The sequence below is a fragment of the Baekduia sp. genome (assembly GCF_035685985.1).
GTDB lineage: Bacteria > Actinomycetota > Thermoleophilia > Solirubrobacterales > Solirubrobacteraceae > Baekduia.
This window is the reverse complement of sequence record NZ_DASRZV010000008.1, coordinates 1-20333: the sequence shown is the minus strand read 5'-3', so window position 1 is coordinate 20333 and position 20333 is coordinate 1. Positions and strand designations below refer to the sequence as shown.

Annotated in this window: 23 protein-coding genes, 1 tRNA gene and 1 pseudogene; 17 read left to right on the top strand and 8 right to left on the bottom strand. The window is 68.7% G+C overall.

Annotated elements, in window-relative coordinates:
- Window positions 1–87: 87 nt before the first annotated feature.
- The 8 genes from VFG42_RS02440 (at window position 88) to VFG42_RS02405 (ending at window position 10293) form a co-directional block, all read left to right on the top strand.
- Window positions 88–2109 (top strand): PKD domain-containing protein, encoded by a 2022-nt coding sequence (locus VFG42_RS02440; RefSeq protein WP_324904885.1) that lies wholly within the window; start codon window positions 88–90, stop codon window positions 2107–2109.
- On the top strand, window positions 2106–2528 hold the full coding sequence (locus tag VFG42_RS02435) for a hypothetical protein (RefSeq protein WP_324904883.1): 423 nt from the start codon (window positions 2106–2108) through the stop codon (window positions 2526–2528). The genes VFG42_RS02440 and VFG42_RS02435 overlap by 4 nt, the downstream gene beginning before the upstream one ends.
- A gap of 930 nt (window positions 2529–3458) precedes the next feature.
- A complete protein-coding gene (locus VFG42_RS02430) occupies window positions 3459–3800 on the top strand; it encodes a hypothetical protein (protein WP_324904881.1) in 342 nt (113 codons plus the stop codon).
- Window positions 3801–4483: 683 nt separating this feature from the next.
- On the top strand, window positions 4484–5536 hold the full coding sequence (locus VFG42_RS02425; RefSeq protein WP_324904879.1) for a hypothetical protein: 1053 nt from the start codon (window positions 4484–4486) through the stop codon (window positions 5534–5536).
- Window positions 5537–5547: 11 nt separating this feature from the next.
- The gene (locus tag VFG42_RS02420; RefSeq protein ID WP_324904877.1) at window positions 5548–6555 is read left to right on the top strand and encodes a hypothetical protein; all 1008 of its coding nucleotides are present in this window, start codon (window positions 5548–5550) and stop codon (window positions 6553–6555) included.
- Between the two features lies 1 nt (window position 6556).
- Complete coding sequence (locus VFG42_RS02415; RefSeq protein WP_324904875.1) at window positions 6557–7708, top strand: hypothetical protein; 1152 nt, start codon at window positions 6557–6559, stop codon at window positions 7706–7708.
- Between the two features lie 19 nt (window positions 7709–7727).
- Window positions 7728–9095 carry a site-specific DNA-methyltransferase gene (locus VFG42_RS02410; protein WP_324904873.1) on the top strand — a complete coding sequence of 456 codons (1368 nt, stop codon included), beginning with the start codon at window positions 7728–7730 and terminating at the stop codon, window positions 9093–9095.
- Window positions 9096–9597: 502 nt separating this feature from the next.
- Entirely contained in the window at window positions 9598–10293 is a 696-nt protein-coding gene (locus VFG42_RS02405) for a hypothetical protein (RefSeq protein WP_324904871.1), read from the top strand.
- On the opposite strand, the gene VFG42_RS02400 is transcribed toward VFG42_RS02405, so the two are convergent.
- From VFG42_RS02400 to VFG42_RS02390, 3 genes are all read right to left on the bottom strand, one after another.
- Window positions 10290–10682: a hypothetical protein gene (locus VFG42_RS02400; RefSeq protein ID WP_324904870.1), complete on the bottom strand. Its 393-nt coding sequence runs from the start codon at window positions 10680–10682 to the stop codon at window positions 10290–10292. The two genes, VFG42_RS02405 and VFG42_RS02400, sit on opposite strands and share 4 nt — an antisense overlap.
- Window positions 10683–10755: 73 nt before the next feature.
- The gene (locus VFG42_RS02395; protein WP_324904869.1) at window positions 10756–10983 is read right to left on the bottom strand and encodes a helix-turn-helix domain-containing protein; all 228 of its coding nucleotides are present in this window, start codon (window positions 10981–10983) and stop codon (window positions 10756–10758) included.
- Window positions 10984–11039: 56 nt separating this feature from the next.
- Window positions 11040–11537: a tyrosine-type recombinase/integrase gene (locus VFG42_RS02390; RefSeq protein ID WP_324904867.1), complete on the bottom strand. Its 498-nt coding sequence runs from the start codon at window positions 11535–11537 to the stop codon at window positions 11040–11042.
- Window positions 11538–12489: 952 nt separating this feature from the next.
- On the opposite strand from VFG42_RS02390, the gene VFG42_RS02385 reads away from it, so the two are divergent.
- Both VFG42_RS02385 and VFG42_RS27475 read left to right on the top strand, forming a co-directional pair.
- A complete protein-coding gene (locus VFG42_RS02385) occupies window positions 12490–12918 on the top strand; it encodes a hypothetical protein (RefSeq protein WP_324904864.1) in 429 nt (142 codons plus the stop codon).
- Window positions 12887–12958, top strand: a pseudogene (locus VFG42_RS27475) (hypothetical protein); the annotation flags it as partial. The gene VFG42_RS02385 and the pseudogene VFG42_RS27475, both read left to right, overlap by 32 nt.
- Here the strand turns inward: VFG42_RS27475 and VFG42_RS02380 are convergent.
- The gene (locus tag VFG42_RS02380; protein WP_324904861.1) at window positions 12926–13108 is read right to left on the bottom strand and encodes a hypothetical protein; all 183 of its coding nucleotides are present in this window, start codon (window positions 13106–13108) and stop codon (window positions 12926–12928) included. The pseudogene VFG42_RS27475 and the gene VFG42_RS02380 sit on opposite strands and share 33 nt — an antisense overlap.
- A gap of 169 nt (window positions 13109–13277) precedes the next feature.
- Between VFG42_RS02380 and VFG42_RS02375 the strand changes: the two genes are divergently transcribed.
- The 4 genes from VFG42_RS02375 (at window position 13278) to VFG42_RS02360 (ending at window position 16030) form a co-directional block, all read left to right on the top strand.
- A complete protein-coding gene (locus tag VFG42_RS02375) occupies window positions 13278–13913 on the top strand; it encodes a site-specific integrase (protein ID WP_324904859.1) in 636 nt (211 codons plus the stop codon).
- A gap of 293 nt (window positions 13914–14206) precedes the next feature.
- Window positions 14207–14650 carry a hypothetical protein gene (locus tag VFG42_RS02370; protein WP_324904857.1) on the top strand — a complete coding sequence of 148 codons (444 nt, stop codon included), beginning with the start codon at window positions 14207–14209 and terminating at the stop codon, window positions 14648–14650.
- Window positions 14647–14958 (top strand): helix-turn-helix transcriptional regulator, encoded by a 312-nt coding sequence (locus VFG42_RS02365; RefSeq protein WP_324904855.1) that lies wholly within the window; start codon window positions 14647–14649, stop codon window positions 14956–14958. The genes VFG42_RS02370 and VFG42_RS02365 overlap by 4 nt, the downstream gene beginning before the upstream one ends.
- 466 nt (window positions 14959–15424) lie before the next feature.
- Window positions 15425–16030 carry a hypothetical protein gene (locus tag VFG42_RS02360; protein ID WP_324904853.1) on the top strand — a complete coding sequence of 202 codons (606 nt, stop codon included), beginning with the start codon at window positions 15425–15427 and terminating at the stop codon, window positions 16028–16030.
- A gap of 39 nt (window positions 16031–16069) precedes the next feature.
- Here VFG42_RS02360 and VFG42_RS02355 read toward each other — a convergent pair whose 3' ends face one another.
- The 3 genes from VFG42_RS02355 to VFG42_RS02345 all read right to left on the bottom strand — a co-directional run bounded on the left by VFG42_RS02355 (window position 16070) and on the right by VFG42_RS02345 (window position 17987).
- Window positions 16070–16558, bottom strand: coding sequence for a DUF4411 family protein (locus tag VFG42_RS02355; protein ID WP_324904851.1), 489 nt, complete (start codon window positions 16556–16558; stop codon window positions 16070–16072).
- Complete coding sequence (locus VFG42_RS02350) at window positions 16558–17721, bottom strand: ImmA/IrrE family metallo-endopeptidase (RefSeq protein WP_324904849.1); 1164 nt, start codon at window positions 17719–17721, stop codon at window positions 16558–16560. The genes VFG42_RS02355 and VFG42_RS02350 overlap by 1 nt, the downstream gene beginning before the upstream one ends.
- A gap of 193 nt (window positions 17722–17914) precedes the next feature.
- Window positions 17915–17987, bottom strand: a tRNA-Gly gene (locus VFG42_RS02345).
- Between the two features lie 78 nt (window positions 17988–18065).
- On the opposite strand from VFG42_RS02345, the gene VFG42_RS02340 reads away from it, so the two are divergent.
- The 3 genes from VFG42_RS02340 to VFG42_RS02330 are packed head-to-tail and all read left to right on the top strand — an operon-like array spanning window position 18066 to window position 19874.
- Window positions 18066–18632, top strand: a complete 567-nt coding sequence (locus VFG42_RS02340; RefSeq protein ID WP_324904847.1) for a TlpA disulfide reductase family protein — start codon at window positions 18066–18068, stop codon at window positions 18630–18632.
- Window positions 18629–19111, top strand: a complete 483-nt coding sequence (locus VFG42_RS02335) for a cytochrome c-type biogenesis protein (protein ID WP_324904845.1) — start codon at window positions 18629–18631, stop codon at window positions 19109–19111. The genes VFG42_RS02340 and VFG42_RS02335 overlap by 4 nt, the downstream gene beginning before the upstream one ends.
- A gap of 7 nt (window positions 19112–19118) precedes the next feature.
- Complete coding sequence (locus VFG42_RS02330) at window positions 19119–19874, top strand: cytochrome c biogenesis CcdA family protein (protein WP_324904843.1); 756 nt, start codon at window positions 19119–19121, stop codon at window positions 19872–19874.
- A 12-nt stretch (window positions 19875–19886) separates the two neighbouring features.
- On the opposite strand, the gene VFG42_RS02325 is transcribed toward VFG42_RS02330, so the two are convergent.
- The coding region (locus tag VFG42_RS02325) for a DALR anticodon-binding domain-containing protein (protein WP_324904841.1) at window positions 19887–20333 on the bottom strand (447 nt) is incomplete at its 5' end.

Below are 20333 nucleotides of genomic sequence, written 5' to 3'. Positions count from 1 at the left end.
GGGGCGGGTTGCGAGAACTCATCGGTCCGTCCAGATGAGACCAAGCTGACACTGTGGGGCGGCGGACCGCGCAGCAGGATGGCGCCCGTGCGGAGAACGTTCTTGGCCTTGTCGATGCTGGTCGTGGTCGCCGTCGCGCCGTCGTGGGCGTCCGCCGCGGGCTGGGCGCCGGACCCGGTCGGGTTGGTCGCGCCGGGCCCGACGCTGGTCTTCCCCGCCGGCCTCGCCTTCGGCCCCGGCGGCGCGCTGACCGCCGCGTGGCTGTCGGGCGGCGCGGCGGCGGACCTGGTCGTCGCCGACCGGCCCGCGGGCGGGCCGTGGGGCGCGCCGGCGACGCTCTCGGGCGGCGCGAGCGTGTCGGGCGTGACGCTCGCCACCAACCCGTCGGGCGCCCAGGCGGTCGCGTGGCTGGAGGGCGGGTACGTGCGCGCGGCGACGCGGCCGGCGGGCGGCCCGTGGCAGCCGGTGGCGGTGCCGCTGTCGGGATCCGGGGTCGGCGGGGCGCCGGTGCTGGCGATCGCGCCGAACGGGACGGTCGCGGTCGCGTGGGTGGAGGGCGGCCAGGTGAAGGTCTCGGTCCGCGGGACGGCCGGCGCGTTCTCGTCGCCGACGACGATCGCCGGCGGCACCGACCCGCACGCGCCGGCGATCGCGGCGGGGCCGGCCTCGGACATCCTGCTGGCCTGGGCCGACAGCAGCGGCGCACAGGGCCGGCTGATGACCGCCTACCGCGCGGCGGGCGCGTTCTCGTTCGCGTCGCCGGTGGCCGCGTGGACCGTCACGCCCGCGGCCAACCAGTCCGTCTACTTCAACGTGCCGAAGGTCGTCTTCGACGCCGCGGGCGAGGCGTCGGTCGTGTGGCTGCGAGCGCTCACCGACAGCGCGCAGAACAAGACCCTGACGGTCTGGGAAGGCCGGTGGCGGACCGCGGGCCCGAGCGGGACGTTCCCCGGCGCCATCCCGCACGACTTCGAGGCCAACACGGTGAACAACACGCTGCCGGCGCCGCTGAACGACGGCGCGCTGGTCGCCGACGCGTCGGGGCGGACGTCGTTCGCCTGGCCGACGCTGGCGCAGGGCGCCGGGCTGAGCATGGCGTCGCGAGCCGGCGCCGGGACGGGCTTCGGAGCGACCGCGGCGGTGGGACCGTCGGGCATGGCGCCGCGCCTGACGGCGAGCGCGGTGGGGACGTCGCTGCTGGTGGTCGACGACAAGTCGCTGACCGCGGCGTTCGCGCCCGCCGGAGCGTTGTTGGGGTCCTTCGACGAGGTGTTGTCGCCGACCGCGGCGACCACGCAGAACCGCTCCGTGCCGGCGGGCGATGGCGACGGCGACGCCGCGGTGCTGTGGAGCGCGCGGGACGCGACGAGCGCGGCGCTGCGGCTGTCGGTCTGGGACGCGGGCGCGCCGGAGGCGCGGGACGTGGCGGTGCCCGCTTCGGTCACGGCGGGGGCTTCGGTGGGGATGTCGGTGGCGCCCTGGGACGCGCTGACCGGCGCGAGCGCGACCTGGGACTTCGGGGACGGGAGCCCGGTCGAGGATGGCGCGAGCGTGTCGCACGTGTACGCGGGCGCGGGCGCGCGGACGGTGACGATCACGGTGGTCGACGGGGTCGGGAACGCGACGGTGGTGACGCGGGACGTGGTGGTGTCCCCCACGCCGGCGCCGCCGGCGGGTGGGGGCGGTGGAGGCGGCGGGAGCGGTGCAGGCGGCGGCGGGGGCACGCCCAGCCCGCCCGCGCCGGTCGTCCCGCGGATCACGGGGCTCAAGCTCTCGCCCGCGACGTTCCGGGCCAAGACGGGTACGAAGGTGAGCTACACCATCACCATGCCCGCGACCGTGCGCTTCACCGTCGAGCGCGCCGGGCCCGGCCGCTCGGCCGGCGGGACGTGCGTGAAGCCGACCAAGGCCAACCAGCAGCGCAAGGCGTGCGTGAGGTGGGTGAAGGTCCCGGGCAGCGTCACCCGGACGGTCAAGGCCGGCACCGACCGCTTCACCTTCAAGGCCCGTCTCGGCTCGACGCGCCTGAAGCCGGGCTCCTATCGCCTGGTCGCCACGCCGACCGGCTCCGGGACGCCGGCGCGCAAGGCGTTCAAGATCGTCCGATGACGTCCTTCGACACCCTGATCGGCCACTGGTCCACCGAGTCCACCCACCCCAAGCTCGACGCCGCCGTCACCGGCCACACCACCTTCGAGTGGCTCCCCGGCGATCGGTACCTCATCCAGCGCGCCCACAACGACCACGAGTCGTTCCCCGACTCGATCTCCGTGATCGGCCCGCGGGAGTCGGGCGACAGCCTGTTGATGGAGTACTTCGACTCCCGCGGCGTCCGGCGCACCTACGACATCTCCTGCGACGCCGGCACCCTGCACATCTGGCGCGACGCTCCCGGCTTCGACCAGCGCTACACCGCCGCCCTCGACGACGAGTCCTTCACCGGCCTCTGGCAACTCGCCGAGTCCCCCGGCGCCTGGCACGACGACGTCGCGGTGAGCTACCACCGCATCTTGGAGACGCCCTCCTGAGCGGTGATACCCACCGTCATCCGCCCCTGGGAGCCACGCGACCGCGACGCTGTCCAACCGTTGTTGAAGCTCTTCGTCCCGGACTCCGAGGTCTCCCCCGGGCGACTCCCCGACCCACGCGGCGGTCCAGGACACGCACGTCCTCGGCATGGTCACGCGCACGCTGACCGGCCCCAAGGCCTACCTCGGCCCCCTCATGGCCGACCCCCAATTCGCGACGCCCGCGGCATCGGTCGCACCCTCGTCCACCACGACACCGCCCAAGCCCGCGCTGCTGGCGCCATCCGCCTCGACCTCACCGCCGGCGACCAGAAGATCGCCGGCCGCGCGCTGTACACCTCGCTCGGGTTCCGCGAGCGCGATACGCGGGTCCTTCGCCTGCTGCTGTGAGGACGTGCGCACGCCGCGAGGCGCCCGACTGCCTCTCCACGCGCGCACTGCTCTGGCCCACCCGCGCGCAACCCGCACCGCCCGGCGGATCCGCCAAGCTCGGGGCGATCGCCCTCACGCGGCCCAGAACGACGAAAGCCCCGCGATCTGTAGGGCCTTCGAACAAGAGAGGAGGACGGGGGTCGAACTCGCGACCTTCGGCTTGGGAATGGCCCCTGAGCAGGGGTTTTACGGTTGTGTCCGGAGTTTACGGGGCAGGTGGCATGGGCGCCAGGGGTCACTTTTGCGGGGTCGGGGACACGGTTGGGGACAGGGTTACGATCTCCCCATGGCATCGCCAGTGATCGTGAGTTTCCACGCTGCGGTCGCAGCACGGCTGGCTCCGGATGATCGAGAGCTGTTACGGAACGCGGTTGGCAGCGGACCTGCGACCCGCGACATGCACCGACCTCTGATTCCGGCGACCCGCGCGGCCGAGTGGGCCGATGCCGCCGCGCAGGCCCGCCGGCGGGGCGCGCCAGTCGATACGGGAAGGTCGGCGTGATCGGCAGGCCGGAAAGCGCAGACGAGGCGCTGTGGCCAGCGGCTCACGACGAGCGCTCGTGGGCCCTCTCGATCGGCGACGAGGATCTGCACGCCCTAGCCGAGCAGATCATGGACTTGCCTGGCGCGGTATCGGATATCGACACCGAGGCCAGCTACGCCGATAGCCTCGATCCCTTCATGACAGCCGCCGACCTCGCCGGGCAAATTCTAATCAAGGCCGGTGCGATCAAACGGGACCCAGCCTGGACGGTCGGTCGAGCGAACGAGATGCTGATTGAGTTGATCGGCCTGGGCAGCTGGGTGAACCAGCTCGGCCCACGGTTCGAAGAGACGTAGCGGCTCGTATTAGCAGCCGCGGTGAGCGCCGCGTGGCCCTCCGCTAGAGCGTCAGCACGCGTAACGCAAATGGCCGGGCGTAAGTTCTCCGACGAACTTAGGGATCGTCGTGAGGGCCCGGCGACCCGCGAACAGCAAGTCCCGCGCTTTAGTCGCCAGGTTCGGCTTCTTCGATACCGCATCTGGCGTCGTCGACGGAGAGCGCCGCCGGAGGCCATTCAGGCGGAGCGAGGAGATCGACCCACTCGCGCTGAGGATCGAGGACGGGGTCATGGCCCGAGCGAGCCCCAGGGACTAATCGGTCCGACGATGGCCGTTGGCGGCTGGCGCATCAGCCGGTCTTCGCGGACCTCGCACGTCCGGCTCCAACCGAACACCGCGAGTACGCCGCCGGTCTGGTGTGTTGCCAGTCGCCGAGAAATCGTCGCTCCGCTGGAGGCCTTTTGAGCGTTGATTCCTAGCAAAATATGCGCGCTGTACGGACGTATATTTCGCCCAGGAGCCCACGCTTTCGCGACACGTTTGCCTACCGTGTTCAGGGAAGAAGACAGATCTTTCTAAGAGAATATCCCTGCATATCTGCACCTTGTTGAGATAGTGAACCGCTCGCCCTCGCGTCGCCGTTTGCGTTCTTCGCTCGTAATTCGCTAGTCTTTCTACAACATCAACGAAAGGACGGGCCCGTGGCCCCTCGTTCCAGGACGGCGCATCCGTCCGTTTCCCAGCAGATCGAGCAGATGCTCAAGGCGCGCAGCATTGACTTCGATTTCGAGCCCAACGTCCAAATCGCGGAAATCCGCGACGCCGAGGGCAACCAGGTCCGCCTCACCGAGCATCGAGCCCCTAAGGAGCAGGTCGAGAAGTACGCGGTGGCCATGAAGCACGGCGCCACCTTCCCGGCGATCGTCCTCAATGACCGCCTGGAGCGCATCGATGGCAACACCCGTCTAGAGGCGCGGATCAAGAACGGCGACGAGACGATCGCGGCCTACATCTGCCACGGCCTCACACCTCTCGAGGCCCGGTCGCTGTCGGTCGAGCTGAACCAGTCCAATGGCCTCGCGATGACCGAAGAAGAGATCCGGCGCTTCGTCGACGGAGCTGTCCGCGAGGGCCAGCACGCCGATCTCCGCACGCTGTCGCGTATGACCGGCGTGAAGGACAGCAAGATCGCGCGCTGGGTGGCCGAATCGCAGTTCGGAACGCGCGCCGAGCGCGAGCACATCGACGAGCGCCACGTCAGCGTGCTCGCCCCCAGCACCCGGGCCGCGCTGCAGCCCGCGCGCCTGGCCGCCGTGTTCCGTGGCGCCACCGAGCTTGCCGCCGACGCACGGATGAAGGTCGCCGACGTCAAGAAGCTTGTGGCTAAGGCCAACGCGGCCTCCTCGGAGTCGGAGGCCCTCGCCGTCGTCGACGCCGAGCGCGAGCTGCGCATCGACGAGATCCGTGCGGTCGCTTCCGGGTTCAGTCCCCGTGATGATCGACGCTCGAAGGGCTCGGCCCAGCACCTCGGCGGGCTCGCGCGCTTCGCCGTCGAGGACCTGCTCGACGTCGCACCCGAGAAGCAGTTTGACACCTACACGCGGATGAAGCTGCTGCGTGACCGGCTCGACGAGGTCGTCGCCCGTGCAGAGCGGGAGTGGGACCTCACCCCGCGCGCCGATGCGGGCGACGCCGCCGAGGCCCAAGCGGACGACACCCTCACCGCGCCGGCCACCGCGGCCGTCGCGAGCTAGGAGACGCAACGATGGCTCGCACACCGTCCACCGACGCTCGGGCATTGCATCCGTGCGCGTCACCGCAGATCGAGAGCCGCTTGGAGGCCCGGCACATCGAATTCGCGTTCGAGCCTAACCTTCGTGTTGACGCGATTCGCGACGTCGAGGGCAACCAGGTTCGCCTGACCGAACACCGCGCGCCGAAGGACATGGTCGATCGGTACGCGGAGCAGATGAAGCGCGGCGCTGTGTTCCCCGCGATCGTCGTCAATGACCAGCACGAACTGATCGACGGCAACACGCGCACGGCCGCTGCCCGGCGTAACGACCGCGAGACGATCGCCGCCTACGTATGCCGCGGCGTCTCGGCGCTGGAGGCGCGGTCCCTGTCAGTCGAGCTAAACCAGACCCACGGGCTGTCGATGACCGAAGCGGAGCTGCGGGCCTTCGTGCGCGGCGCCGTGCAGGAGGGTCAGACGCTCGACGCAAAGGCCTACGCCCGTATGACCGGCGTCAAGGCCGCCACGCTGGCGCGCTGGGTCGGAGCGATGCACTGCCGGGTCCGCGCCGACCGCGAAGGGGTCACGCCGGACGTCCTGGAGGACATGTCCGACAGCGTTCTCGCCGCGATCAACGTCGCGAAGCTCCGAAGCGTGTTCGTCGCCATCGCCAGCCTGGCTGCCGATGCCCGCATGCCCACCTCGCAGATCAAGCTGCTCGTCACCCAGGCCAACGCCGCGGCCTCCGAAGATGCCGCCCTGCAGATCGTAGCCAGCGCCCGCGACGCGAGGGCCGACGACATCAAGACGATCGCCGGCGGCTTCCGGCACGCCAAGCGTCGTAGCGCTGGGGCGGCACTCCACATTGGAGGTCTGCTGCGCTTCGATGTCGCCGACCTGCTGGACGTGGCGCCCGAGAAGCAGGGCGAGACCTACCAGCGCCTCAGCACGCTGCGCAGCCGTCTTGACGGCGTGCTGAACCGCGCTCAGCAGGAGTGGGACCTCGACGCGGATCACGACTTCGTCGAGGTGGCCTGAGATGACGCTGACGCACGCAGACAAGGCCATCGACCTCCCGCCCGACAACGCCTCGCGACTGGCGATCTTCGACGCCTTCTATGACGTCGGAAGCTCGAGCACACCGCAATCGCTGACCGAGAATGAGTTGTTCGAGCGCGTCATCGGCCGACTGCGCGTTCTGGTTCCACGTGAGCTGCACCTCGCAGGGGAAGCGACCTACGTGCACAACAAGCTGGAAGCTTGTGCCGAGGCAGGCCTGATCTCAATGGGCTCACTCGACGGCGACGCGATCCTCGCGTTGACCGGGCAGGCGCCGCTGATCCGTTACCCGGACGGAGAGCTCCGGGACTACACCCCCGGCCTTGAGCTCGCCCGAGAGCGGCTCGACGGCGACAATGCTCGCCTCCGCGCCGCCGAGTTCGATGTGCGAGCGCTGATCCCCAGCAGCGCGGATGAACCGAACGGCCCGGAGTTTCAGGCGCTACTGGCATCAATGCGCGAGCACGGATTCCTGCGGCAGTTCTGGATCGCCGCGCTCGCCGACGACGTTGTCATCGACGGTCGCGCCCGCAAACGCGCCGCGGAGATGCTTGGTCTCGAGGTGGAGTACGTCCAGTACCGCTCCGACCGCGACCGCAACGCAGCACGTCGGCGTGACACACCGCTCAACCGGGTGATGCTCGCCATCCAGAGCAACCTGCACCGGCTCGACCCCGAGACCGTCCAGGCAGTCCACGAGGCCGTCGCAAAAGTCACCAAGCGCGTATGGGCGGACACGGCGGCCGACCTGGAGCTGACCGCGGAGTGGCGCCTGGCGGTACCCGCTGAGTACGTGCCGCATTTCGAGGCGCGCAAGGTCGCGTTTCGTCCCGGAGCTGAGCCCAAGATCCAAGTTACGCCGGACGACAAGGTTATGGTGCGGTCGCTGCTGGAGGTGGCGGGTATCCTCCGAAGTGATCGGATCAAGACGTTGAACGAGTTCGTCGCGTTCGAGAAGGCGCGGAGCCCGTACACCGGCGGCAAGAAGGCTGACTTCGCTAGGGCCGACGACCTGATCGCCGGCATCGCCGCGATGCAAGAGGCGCGGCGGGCCGCCAAGCGCAAGATCGACCCTGAATGGGACGACATCCGCGAATGGCTGGTTGCGAGCTTCGACTCCCGATCGACGTAGCAAGCAGGGGACCCGGTGGTTGACCTCGCCGGTCGGCGGCTGCGCGCGACGCCGGGCCCGAAGATATCGTTGCTTCGATGCCGCGACGGTCGTCGAAGTGATCGAGGACATCACCCCCAAGTCCCCTGTCGACAGACTCACCAGGGACTACAGTAAGAAGGAGAAGCAGCGCGAGTTCGACGCTGAGCTGGTCGCTGCAGTCGTGGGCATGAGCCGCGCATTTATCGCCCGTGCCCTCGACCGCCCGGGCACGCGACCGCAGACCTTCACGCTTGCGGAAGTCCTGACCCTGCTCGATGTCGATGGGTTTCAGGAGACATTCATCCCGCGCAGCAAGATCCCCAAGTTCCTCCTAGAGGGCGCACAAGCCCCACCAACCGATCTCCCCGCTCTTAGGCGATCGGAGCGCAAGATCGACGACGTCACCTTGGTCGTCGGCAACGCACTCGAACTGCTGCCGCGACTCGAGCCTGGCTCGATCCAGTGCGTCACGACGTCATCGCCGTACTGGGGGATGCGCGTCTACGAGAACGAACGCAACGTCCGGTGGGCCGACGGCGAAAGCTGCCCGTATGGCTTTGAGCAGACACCGGAAGGGTTCATCCGCCACACCATCGAGCTGCTCGTCCTGCTTAAGCCCGCGATTGCCCAGCACGGCTCGGTGTGGTGGAACATCATGGACACCTACAACACGCGCACCCCGATCCGCGGCAACGCGCGTGAACGCCTTGACGAGATGTCGGCCAAGCCGGGCAGCCGTCGCGGCTGGACCGAACACGGCGCCGTGCGCCACAGCGCCGGCCACATGTACCTAGACGACACGGAGCTGAGCTCTATCCCATCGCGCATCGCCGAGCGCGCATCGCGTGCCGGCTACAAGCTCAAGAGCTTCATCACCTGGCGGAAGGACACGTCGACGCCGGAGCCGGTCAAGAGCCGGGTGTCGCGACAGGCCGAATACGTCCTCCATCTATCAGTCGACCGCACGCCGTATTTCAACAAAGCTGCCTGGAAGGATCTCGACCCGCGACTCGGAGGACCCAATACGAACTTCGAGTCTGCCAAACGCCCTACAGACGTGTGGTGTCTGCCGACCTCAAACGGGAAGAACGGCCACGGCGCGGAGTTCTCGCTACCGCTCGCAGGTCGCTGCATCGCCCTGACGTCAAAGCCCGGAGACCTCGTGCTCGACCCATTCGTCGGCTCGGGCACCAGCGCAGTCGCAGCTGTCGAGCTCGAACGACGGTTTATCGGCTACGACATCAACGAACCCTACGTCGATGTAGCAGAGCGACGAGTGAAGGCCGCACTGCGTACTCAACTGAAGCTCGACGAGAAGCCAAGCGTCAGCGAGATCGTGCCACGACCGGCCGTCGGGGACGACTGAGTTCAACGACCCGCAACGGCCGAAGGAGCCCGACCCTATCCGAGCGGTCGTCATCACCCGCGCCATGGAGTTCGCTGGCTCTCGGGACCTGGCCGCGAAGGCGCTCAGCTCGCACGCTGTGGTGCTGCGTTGCGGTCGAGAGGGCATCGGGGGAGGAGAGGTTGGTGGCGGCGCGGCCGCTGGTGCCGTGTCTCGGCCCCGTGTCGGGACTCGTGTCTCCGTGACATGGGTTGGGCTGCCGCCCGGCTTGTGGTTGGTGGGTTGTGGCGCCTCGGGCGTGCTTGACCACCCGCTCACACCATGTACTTCGTAGCGATGGCGAGAGCGGGTGGTCAAGCCCGTCCGAGGCTGAGGTTGTTGGTGGGGTTGCCGGGCGGCAGCCCGGTGGGGTCTTCAGGTGCCGGAAGGTGGGTCGTATTGCGCCTTGGTGGTCATGGAGCCTGGGGAGTTGGTGTGGAGGGCGCGGCATGGGTCGCGGGAGGCCGCGCGGGATCGGGAGTTCGTGAAGTGGATCGATCGGTTCCGGTACACGAGCGTCGCGCTGCTGGCGATGCGGTTCGGCATCGCGGTGCAGAACGTGAGGGTGCGGCTCAAGCGATTGGAGGCCAGCGGGTTGGTGCGCTTGGAGCGGCGGTCGGTGGTGGAGCCGTGGATCGTGTCGTTGACGCCGGCGGGTGCGAAGGCGATCGGGCATCGGCCGAGACGGGCGCCGAAAGCGGAGCTGCATCAGACGCATGGGCTGGCGATCGGGTGGCTGTGCGCGCTCGTCGAGACGAGCGCGAGGTACGCCGGCGCGCAAGTGCCCACGGAGCAGGAGGCGCGAGCGCTGGAAGGTGAGCGGCAGCGGCTTGGTGAGGCGCCGAGGTACAGCGTGCGACTAGACGGTGCGCCGCGGGGTCAGCAGACGCGGTGGCCGGATCTTCTGCTGGAGCGGGGCGTCAAGGTGTCGGCGTTGGAGATCGAGTTCACGCAGAAGACGGACGAGCGTCTGGAGCGGATCATCGACGCCTATGCCTACAGCGACTTCGCGCTGGTGACCTACCTCACGGCCGATCCGGACTTGGCGGCGAAGCTGACCAAGATGATTGGCTTGCCGCGCGTCCCGGAGGTTCGGGTGCGGCCGTGGCTGCGGCTGGACGACGCGGAGCGGGCGAAGGTGCGGGCGGCGGTGGACGCCGCCCGCGCGTCCTTCGTCTAGACCTGGGCCAGGAGCCGGTCGAGGGTGATGGCGGCTTCGCGGTCGCGGTCGACGACCGCCTGGTCCCAGGTCTCCTGCGACACGCGGTCGATGTTGGTGTGGCCGAGGTCGTAGCGCCGGCGGTGGAGCTGCTCGATGAAGCCGGCGGTGAACGGGACGTCGACGGCCACGGGTTCGTCGGGGCGGCGCCAGCCGATCGCGTCGAGGACGGCGAAGGCGTCGCGGTAGATGACCGAGAGCGCATGCTGCGCCTCGGGACCGAATTCGAGGATCTCCTCGAAGTAGTAGTGGTTGGCCTCCAGGACCGTGAGGGTCTGGCGGCGGAGGACGTCGGCCGTGGACGGGTCGACGGCGACCAGGCAGGCGCTATTACGCTGCTGGGTGCTCATGGAGGTTCTGTCTCCTTGGGCCGTGCCCCCGGCCGTTCCAGCGGCGCGGGGGCGATTTGTTAAGGATGTTGCTCTACTGGTTGAGGATACTGCGGGGTCCGGCGGACTGGCAAGCCGTCAGCCAGGCTTCGAGGGCGCTGCGGTGGAAGCGGCGGTAGCGGCCGACGGGAATCGACGGCAGCGGGTTGTGCTGGTGGCGGGTGTACTCGTAGACGCTGGATCGAGGGATCGAGAGGAGTTCGGCGACGTCGTCGGCGGTGAGGAGCGGTTCGGCGAGGGCAACACTGGTGGGTGCGGTCAACGCGGGTGGGTGCGGTCATAGGCGTGAGGGCGCGGGCCGGGTCGTGCTCCGGCACGTCAGCCGGCGATCGGGGCGTCGTCCATCAGCGCGGGCGTCCAGGTGCCGGAGGAGGCTTCGTCGTTTGCGAGCCGGACCGCTTTCGCCACAAGCTCCGCGTCTTCCGGGCGCGGCGCGAAGTGCAGGTTGCGCGTCGTCGTCTCGATGTCGGCGTGGCCCATCCACTCCTTCACGCGCACGATGTCGGCGACGGCGATCATGCGGGTGCCGAACGTGTGGCGGAGGTCGTGGAAGCGGAGCGCCTTGATGCCTGCGAGCTGCTGGGCCACGGTGTAGCGGCGGCGGAGTGCGGAGACGTCGAGGAAGTGGCCGGTCTCGCCGGGGGAAGACGAGGTCTTCTTCGCCGGTCCAGAGCGGTCGGGTCGACAGGCGGGCGAGCGCTTGGGCGACCTCGGGGGCGAGCGGCACGGCGCGGGCTTTCCCGACTTCGGCACGGTCAGCGCGCCGTACGAGTGCGCGCGGCGAATGCGGATCACCCGAGGCGGGGAAGTCGACATCCCGTCAGCGGAGAGCGATCAGCTCGCCGCGTCGTAGGCCGGTCAAGGCGGCGGTGAGGAAGATCGCGGCGTCTTGCTCGGAAGGCGAAGCGGGGACGGCCGCGAGGACTTCTTCGGGTGGGTAGGCCTCGAAGTCGACGCGCGGTCGCTCGCGGAGGGGGTTCGACTTCGAGAACCGGGCTGAGTGGGAGGCCCCAGGTTTTCTTGGCCCGCTTGCAGATGCCGCGGAGTTCCGTCGGAAGCTTGTTCTTGGTGCGGACCGAGAGGCGGCCGGGCAGGCCGGAGCGCCGGCGCTCGATGTCGCGGGTGGTCACGGGCTCCAACGGCATCTCGTCGAAGGCCGGCAGAAGGTGCGCCCGTACCTCGGAGCGGCGGCCGCGCATCGTGCCCGGCGAGCAGCCGCGCTCCTCGGCGGAGCAGCGACGCCATCCGAAACAGGCGTCGGCGACGGGTCGCGTTGGTACGGACCATCCCCGCCAAAGTGCCGGCGCGGGCCTGGTCCCGGACATCGCGCAGCCACGCCTCAGCCGTCCGCTCGGCGAAGAAGCCGCAAGCCGGTCTCCCCGCTCCGTCCACGCCGGCCCGATCTTCGCTGGACCTGACGCCCGTCCGGCAGCCGATATTTCGCGTACCAAACCGGACCTGAGCGCTCGCCTTCGCGCCGGAAGACGCGGCCGCTGACTTCGCGGAAATCACCCATCGCGCGCATGAACCACTGCTCCAGAGAGCGCGACCAAGCCGAAAGTCCGGCAACTCCAGGGACTCTCGAAAAGCGGGCGACGGGGGTCGAACCCACGACCTTCGGCTTGAGAAATCTGATGGACGTGTCTGGTACGCGACAGACCCACAGATTCATTGCAATCAAAGGGCTTAGTGGGCCTTGTTAACCTCCCCAGTGTGTGGGATGTTCGGTGGGATGAGCTTCCGGTTTACGGATAACAAGGTCTGAGGCGTGGCGACGCTGCGCGTCAAGGACCAGGGCGCGGGACCGCGGATCTATGCCCGTTGGCGTGACGGCTCGCGGTATGTCGAGCGCCTGCTCGGGCCGGGTTGGCTGGTGCGCGTTGACGATGCCGGGGCCAAGCCGAACGGGAAGACGATCGGCGACTGGCGCGAGCGGCGCGGCCGCCCGGCCGAGGGCTTCCTCACGGTCGATGCCGCGACGCAGGCGGTCCCGGCCGCCATCGAGGCATGGCGCGAGACGTCCGAGCTGGACGAGACGCAGGCGACGGCCACTCGGCTCCGCGCGCAAAGCGCTCGCGCTGGAGCAGCAGGCGCGACTGCTCGAAGGCGATCGCGTCGTCACCTTCGGCCAGGCGGCGGAAGCCTGGTACTCGCACCGGCGCGACGTGAAGCGGATCAAGGCGTCGAGCCTCCGTGACTACCGGTCAGCGCTCGACGGGCGCATCCTCCCCGCGCTCGGCCCGATGCGGCTGGTCGACGTCGGGGTCGGCGCGCTCACGAACTTCCGCGATGACTTGGCCGCTCTCCGCGACGAGGACGACGAGCCCGAGCTGTCGCCCCGGACCATCAACAAGCAGTTGACGATCATCGGCGGCATCCTCGGCCACGCCTGCCGCCCCGCCGACGCCGGAGGCTCGGCCTCCCTGCGAACCGGCATCGCACGTCGACAAGCTCGGCGAGGAGCGCGACGACTCGACGGACTACCTGATGCCCGCGGAGATCATCGCCGTCGCGGCGGCCATGCGCCGCGGAGCGCACCGCGACACGGACGGCGTCATGCCCGCGGGCGGCGCGTTCGCGAAGGACGTCCACCGCCTGGCGCGCGAGGCCGACGACGTGCGCGACGCGGCGGCGGTCCTCGTTTCCGGCTTCGCCGGGCTGCGGCGCGGCGAGATCGTCGGCCTCCGCTGGGGCGACGTGTCGTTGATGGACGCCCGCATCGACGTCCGCCGCGCGGTCGTGCTCGGCAAGGAGGTCACGCCGAAGAGCGGCAAGGCCCGGACCGTGCCGATGGCGCGACAGGTCGCCCAGGCGCTTGCCGACCTCGACGCTGCGCGGCGCGCACACGCCTCCGCTGCCGGATTCCCTCCGGCGCTCCGCGACGCCGATCCCGTCTTTGGCACCACTGCGGGCGACACGCTCGACGCTTCCGCGCTGACCAGGCGCTACAAGAAGGCGTGCGAGGCGATCGGGATGCGCGTCGTGCGCTGGCACGGGCTACGGCACAGCTTCGTGACCGCCGCGCGCGAGGGCTTCGGTGCCGATCGCGTCCAGCAGATGGCCGGGCACGAGGACGCGCGGACGGCGCAGAGGTACGCGCACGCGCGAAGCGCGGCCGACGACGCCGACCGGCTGACGGCAGCGCTGGAAGCGCAGCTGCCCACGGTCGCTGTCGAGGACGGGGCCCGATGAGGCGCGGGCATGGCACCGAGAGGGGCGATCACGGATCGTCTCGCCGAGCGGTCGTCTGCGTGCGTAACGGCGCTGAGGCCCGAGCCGTGCGACCTCGGCGCCCGCGGAGCTCGGCAGCGGTCGCGCCGCCTCGACGCCTTCCCCCTCGGTGCCCCTTCGTCGCGCCGAAGGGCGCTCGCTGAGGGTTGCTCCGCCGATCACCCATGCGAGGGACCACCAAGCAGCACCAACTACATAAATCGCCCCCGCGCCGCGCGAACGGCCGGGGGCATGGCCCAAGGAGCTAGCACTCCATGAGCAGCAAGCAGCGTAACGACGTGCGCGTCGTGCACGTCGACGCCTCCCAGCGGGCAACCCTGCGTCACCAGACGCTGGAGATCCTTGAACTCGAACACCACCGGTTCGACGCCTTCGCCGACCGGACCCCGGCGGAGCAGATGGCCGCAGCGGAGATCTTCCGTGACGCCTTCGACGTCTTGGACGCCACCGGCTGGGACGCCGGTGACTCCGAGTCGCCTGGCGACGTCCCGCTCACGGCAGGTCACGTCGAGCTGCTGAAGGCGCGCCGCTGCGACCTGGTGCTCGCCATCGCTGATCGGCTGGTTGAGCGCGATCAGCTCCCCGCGCCCGCCGAGATCGCCGCCCTCCACACAGCGAACCTCTTGGACCGCGCCGTGATCCGCGACCTGGCCGAGGTCATCGCACGCTTCCACGGCGCCGAGCGCCCCAGCCTGTGATCGACGCGACCCGGCGGTTCGCCGACAACGTCCGTGCGCGACGCAAGGCGCTAGAGCTGACGCAGGAAGCGGCGGCTCTCAGCGTTCAGATGGACATGTCCTACTGGAGCCGCATCGAGCGCGCGAAAGTCGATCCCGGCGTGCGGACGGTCGCGCGCATCGTGACGGCGCTCGAGACGACGCCAGCCGCGCTGATGGCTGACGTGGTCATTGACCCCGGCGACGCCCGAGCCGATCGCCGCGACCTGCCGCAATCCCGCTCGTCCATTGCCGCCACTCCCGCGACCCGATGCAACCCCTTGACGTGATCGTCCCGCCACCTCTGCCCCTCGCCGTCGACCCGTCTTGCCGACAGATCGGCCGTCATCTACTTCCCCACCAACTTCTTCTCTTCCTGCGCTCCTGCGCACACGACGCCGCCCCGCACCGCACTCCCTCCCATCAACCTCATCGCTGTTGTCCTCTCCCCTTCCACACCACCTGTCCCGCCCTTCGTCCCTCCACTCACGTAGCCCGCTGCGCCCGCCTTGCTGGCTTTCAACCGAAGTGCTTCCGACCACCCGCACACCCCCGGTCTGTGCTCTCATCATGTGTGCGGGTGGTCGGAAGCGCTGAAGGGCCGAAATGCCTGCAAGGCGGGCGCAGCGGGCGTGAACCCTCGATCCACGGTCAAGTCCACCGTCAGATCAACCGCCAACGGCGAACAGCCTTGCCAGGCGACGTGCTCCCTGCCCCGAGTGTGACCTGTCCGACTGCTTGAAGAGACTCACCGCCATGAGGCCTACGCAGTTTTACGAGACGACGATCTACAACCGGGATCGTGCCGGGCAGTCGTTCTCGTTCGTCACCATCCCCGCACGGAGCTTTCCGGACGGACAGACCCCAGAGATTGAACAGGTGGCGAGCGCTCTCGGGGCGTTCTTCATGGAAGACGGACCGCGCGCGTTCCGGCGCAACCTGCGACCTTGGGGTCTCCCGTTCTTGATCGACGGTGCACTCGGACGCAGGCAATCGTTCCGGTTCTACTTCGACCCCGATGTTCCCTTCGGGGAGAAGATCGGACCGTCTCGCTTTGCCGAGTACCTGGCATTCGAGGCGATCATCCCCTTCGAGTCCTCGCCACTCGGCGCTAAGGCGCTGGCTTCCCTAATAGGCGCAACGACAGGCACGACAGGCGCAGCGCTGGGATATGCGGCGACGGGCGAACCCCTCGTGCTCGTGACGGTGCCCGCAGGCATCGTCATCGCAGGTGTCGCCCTCGGGATAGGGGTTGGTACCGCGACCGGGTTAGCAGAAGGAATCCACCACCGCATCACGCGATTGATGGGGGTGCCTGATCTCCCGCAGCCTCCAGAGTCGGCGCCAGGCCACGACGACTGACGGAAGCCTGCATCCCGCATGGACCGAGCGACGTCGGTCTCAGGCGCCAAGCACGAAGCTGACTTGCTCCGCTCGCAGCATCGCGAACGGGTTGATGCACCGAACCCCCAGCGCGTTGCACGCGTCCGGGATTTTGATGCGCTTCTGGCTGTTCGGCGCCGCAATCTCGTGGGTCACGACGACATGCCCTTGGGCGTGAGCGTGAGCAACCAGGTAGTAGTCCGCCGATGCAAGGAACTCGTTCCGCGCGGCGCCTGTGTATTGGCTCGCGCCCATCGCCCAGCCGCTGAGCACGCGCGCGCTGGTGATTACTCCGTCATCAGGCTCGAAAAAGAAGGCCGTGCGCGCCGACGCCCAGCCCACCAGCTCGTCCCCGCCTGCCTTTAGCTCGTCACCGACCTTGACCACACTGGCCACCCGGCCAGCAGCGTTCGCGACGTCCAGCCAATCCCAGAATGCGGGACAGAAGTCAAAGCCGTAGTGCTGGTTCTTGGCCTGCATGAACACGTTGGAGTCCAGGAGGTACATCAAGACACCTCCAACGCCTGGCCGAGCTTCTCGAAGGTTTCGGTCTTTCTGAGGCCGAGAAGGCGAAACGCGTCGCGGTACAACGTCCGTCCTTCCAGGGTGCTGGCGATGATTGCTCGGGAGAAGCGCCGGCTAGCACGTAGCGGCTGGGTGTTATAGAAGTCGCCGCCCTTACCCTCCTGACCCACGATCTCCATGACGCGATCCAACTCCGCCTTGTAAGCGTCGCGGTAGGCATCCCAGGTCAAGAAACCCGCGTCATAAGCACGCCGCAAGATGACGAGGGTGCTGACCTTGTACTCGCGCGCAAGCCGCTGGAGTTCGCCGTCGAGCGCTACCCGGGGATTGAACCGCTCCTGAAAGCTCCGGACCGGGACCAGCACCTCCGCCGCCACGGAGTCGCACCAGCGCTCCGTCTCGTTGCTCTCGTTGGGACGGTCGAGTCGCGGATTGGAAACCGCAGACTGACCGAGCCACACATGCGCGACCTCGTGAGCAAGGGTGAAGATCTGAGCGGCCTTGGTGTCGACGCCGTTGATGAAGATCAACGGCGCGATGTCGTCGACAAGCGCGAAGCCTCGGAACTCCGCCGGATCGAGCTTGCGGTGCGTGTTCGCACCGACGATCCCACTGACCATGACCAGAATCCCGATGTTCTCGGTCAAGTCGATCAGGGCACGCAGCGCCTCCGTCCACGTGGGGTGACTGCGTCGCTGCTCGACCTGGAATCCCAGCGCTGCGCGGATGCTGTCGGCAACGACAACCGGATCGCTTCCCAGACCCACAGACCCGACGAAGGCACGGGGATCTTCGCCTACGCTCAGCGCGTAATCCCGGTACCAGTCCTGCCGCTGTTCACATAGGAAGACCGCGTCCAGCAGGTCCGCCGAAGGCTCTCGTACGCCAGCGTCCCCGAAGGTCCGATAGTCCGGGACGGGCAACTCGTCACGGGGCGGCGTCGGGAGCAGGAGCATCCCAACCGGTGTGTGCGTGCGCTGGGCAAAGCTCTCCAGCTGGCGAAGCGTCGGCCCAGGCCCATCGCGTCCAACCCATTTGTCGAACCTCGGGAAGTGACGCAGGATTTCCTCGCGGTCAAGCCCAGACCGCGCGGTTGCCCACTCCAGAACCTCAGGCTCTATGTCGACCCGGACGGTCACGTTCATTCATTCTCGACCATCAAGCGGTCGTCTGCTGACCATGCACACCGAAGTGGCACGCCGCCGGGAGGTTCGTGCCGTTCCTCGCGCAATCCTGCCGCCGTCGGTGGGATGAACTAGTGGGATGAGCGTCGATAGATCGGTTCCGTCCCGGCGCCCGGAACGACGAAAGCCCTGGGATTCCAGGGCTTTCGTTCTAAGCGGGCGACGGGGGTCGAACCCGCGACCTTCGGCTTGGGAAGCCGACGCTCTGCCAACTGAGCTACACCCGCGCGGGTGGGGAAAGTCTAGCGGAGGGATGATGGAGGTGGAACGGTCGCCGGAGGGGCGACCGGATTACCCTGTGGGCCGTGACCGAGAAGCGTCAGCGGGGTTTGGTGCCGATCGTCGTCGGGGTTTTGGCGCTGGCGTTGGTCGGGTTGCTCGTGTACGGGGTCGTGCACGGTGGGGATGACACGTCGTTGGACGATGCGGTCAAGAAGGGCGAGCTGCCGGTCGCGCCGGGTCGGACGCTGGAGCGGCCGCTGTTGGACGGCAGCGGCCAGAAGTCGCTGGCCGACTACAGCGGCAAGGTCGTCGTCCTGAACTTCTGGGCGTCGTGGTGTGAGCCGTGCATCGACGAGGCGTCGGTGCTGGAGAAGGCGCAGAAGGCGCTCACCGCGTCCGGGGACGGCACGGTCTTCGGCGCGACCTACCAGGACGTCTCCGACAAGTCCGTGCAGTTCGAGCGCGAGCACGGGATCACGTACCCGTCGGTGCGCGACATGGAGACCAAGCTGGCCCAGAAGTACGGGACCTCCAAGCTCCCGGAGACCTTCGTCCTGGACCGCAAGGGCCGGATCGTCGCGATCTCGCGCGGCCAGATCTCGCAGAAGTTCCTCGACAGCGCGATCGAGAAGGCGAAGGCGTCGGCATGATCCGCAAGCTGGCGACGCTCCTGGCAGCGCTGCTGCTCGCCGCGCTGCCCATCGCGACGACGGCGGCCACCGCCACCGCCGCCACCCCCAAGACCTCCGTCACCGACGTCGAGGACGAGGTCATGTGCGTCGCCTGCGGCGTCCCGCTCGACATCGCCGAGTCGCCCCAGGCCGCCCAGGAGCGGTCCTACATCCGCCAGCTCGTCGCCCAGGGCAAGACCAAGCAGGAGATCAAGGACGAGCTCGTCGCCCAGTACGGCGACCGCGTCCTCGCGCTCCCGAAGGACAAGGGCTTTGGCGCCGCCGCGTACCTCGTCCCGATCGCGATCGTCGTGATCGCGCTCGCCGCCGGCCTCTACTTCGTGCCGAAGTGGCGCAAGAAGCGCGGCGGGGCCGGCGACGATCTCGACCAAGGCCCGGCCCTGACCGACGCGGACGCGCGCCGCTTGGAGGAAGATCTCGCTCGCTACGAGGTCTAGCTCCCTGATGATCATCGCCGCCGGACAGGTCGACACCACGGTCTTCGCCGCCTTCGCGGTCGGCTTCGTGTCGTTCATCTCCCCCTGCGTCCTGCCGCTCGTGCCCGGCTACCTCTCCGCCATCTCCGGGGTGAGCCTCGAGGAGATCCGCGGCCAGGAGCGCCCGCTGGGCAAGATCCTCGGCCCGGCGATCATCTTCTGCCTGTCGTTCACGGTGATGTTCGTCGCGCTGGGCATGAGCGCGACCGGCATCGGCTCCACGCTGCACGACCACCAGACGACGCTGAACCGCATCGCCGGCTGGCTGATCGTCGTGCTCGGCGTCTTCTTCGTCTGCACGCTGTTCGTCCCGCGCCTGAACCGCGAGTGGCGCCCCGAGGCGCTGATCACCCGCGCCGGCGCCGGCGGGCCGGTCATCGCAGGCCTGGCCTTCGCGGTCGCGTGGACGCCGTGCGTCGGCCCGACGCTCGCGTCGATCCTGGCCGCCGCCTCCACGTCCGACACCGTCGGCAAGGGCGGGCTGCTGCTGGCCTTCTACAGCCTCGGCCTGGCGATCCCGTTCCTGGTCACCGCCGTCGCCTTCGACCGCGCCACCTCCGCGTTCCGCTGGCTGCGCGACCGCCACGTCCTGGTGACCGCGGTCTCCGGCGCGATCCTCATCGCGATGGGCGTGCTGATCCTCAGCGGCGAGCTGACGGTCCTGAACTCCAAGGCCCAGGCGGCGCTGTCGCACCTGGGCCTGGACTTCATCTACAACCTGTAGCGGCGCCGGGCGCTACATCTCCTCGGGCGCCGAGACGCCGAGGAGATCCAGCGCCCGCGCGATCGTCCGCCGCGTCACGACGCACAGCGCGATCCGGAACGTCTCCAGCTCCTCGGGCTCCACGCCCACGACCTGGCAGTCGCGGTAGAAGGCCGAGAACGCCTGCGACAGCTCCAGCGCGTAGGCGGCCACGCGATGGACCGCGCGGCGGTCGGCGGCCTCGGTCGCCTCGGCCGGCCACGCCAGCAGCTTGGCGATCAGCGCGCGCTCGCTCGGATGCAGCGACAGGCCCGCCGCCGGGAAGCCCTCGGCCAGCGCGTCCGCGACCCGCTCGACGCCCGCCTTGCGCAGCACCGCGCTGATCCGCGCGTGGGCGTACTGCACGTAGTAGACGGGGTTGTCGCTGGTCTCGGACTTCGCCAGCTCCAGGTCGACCTCGATCGTCGTGTCGTGCGAGCG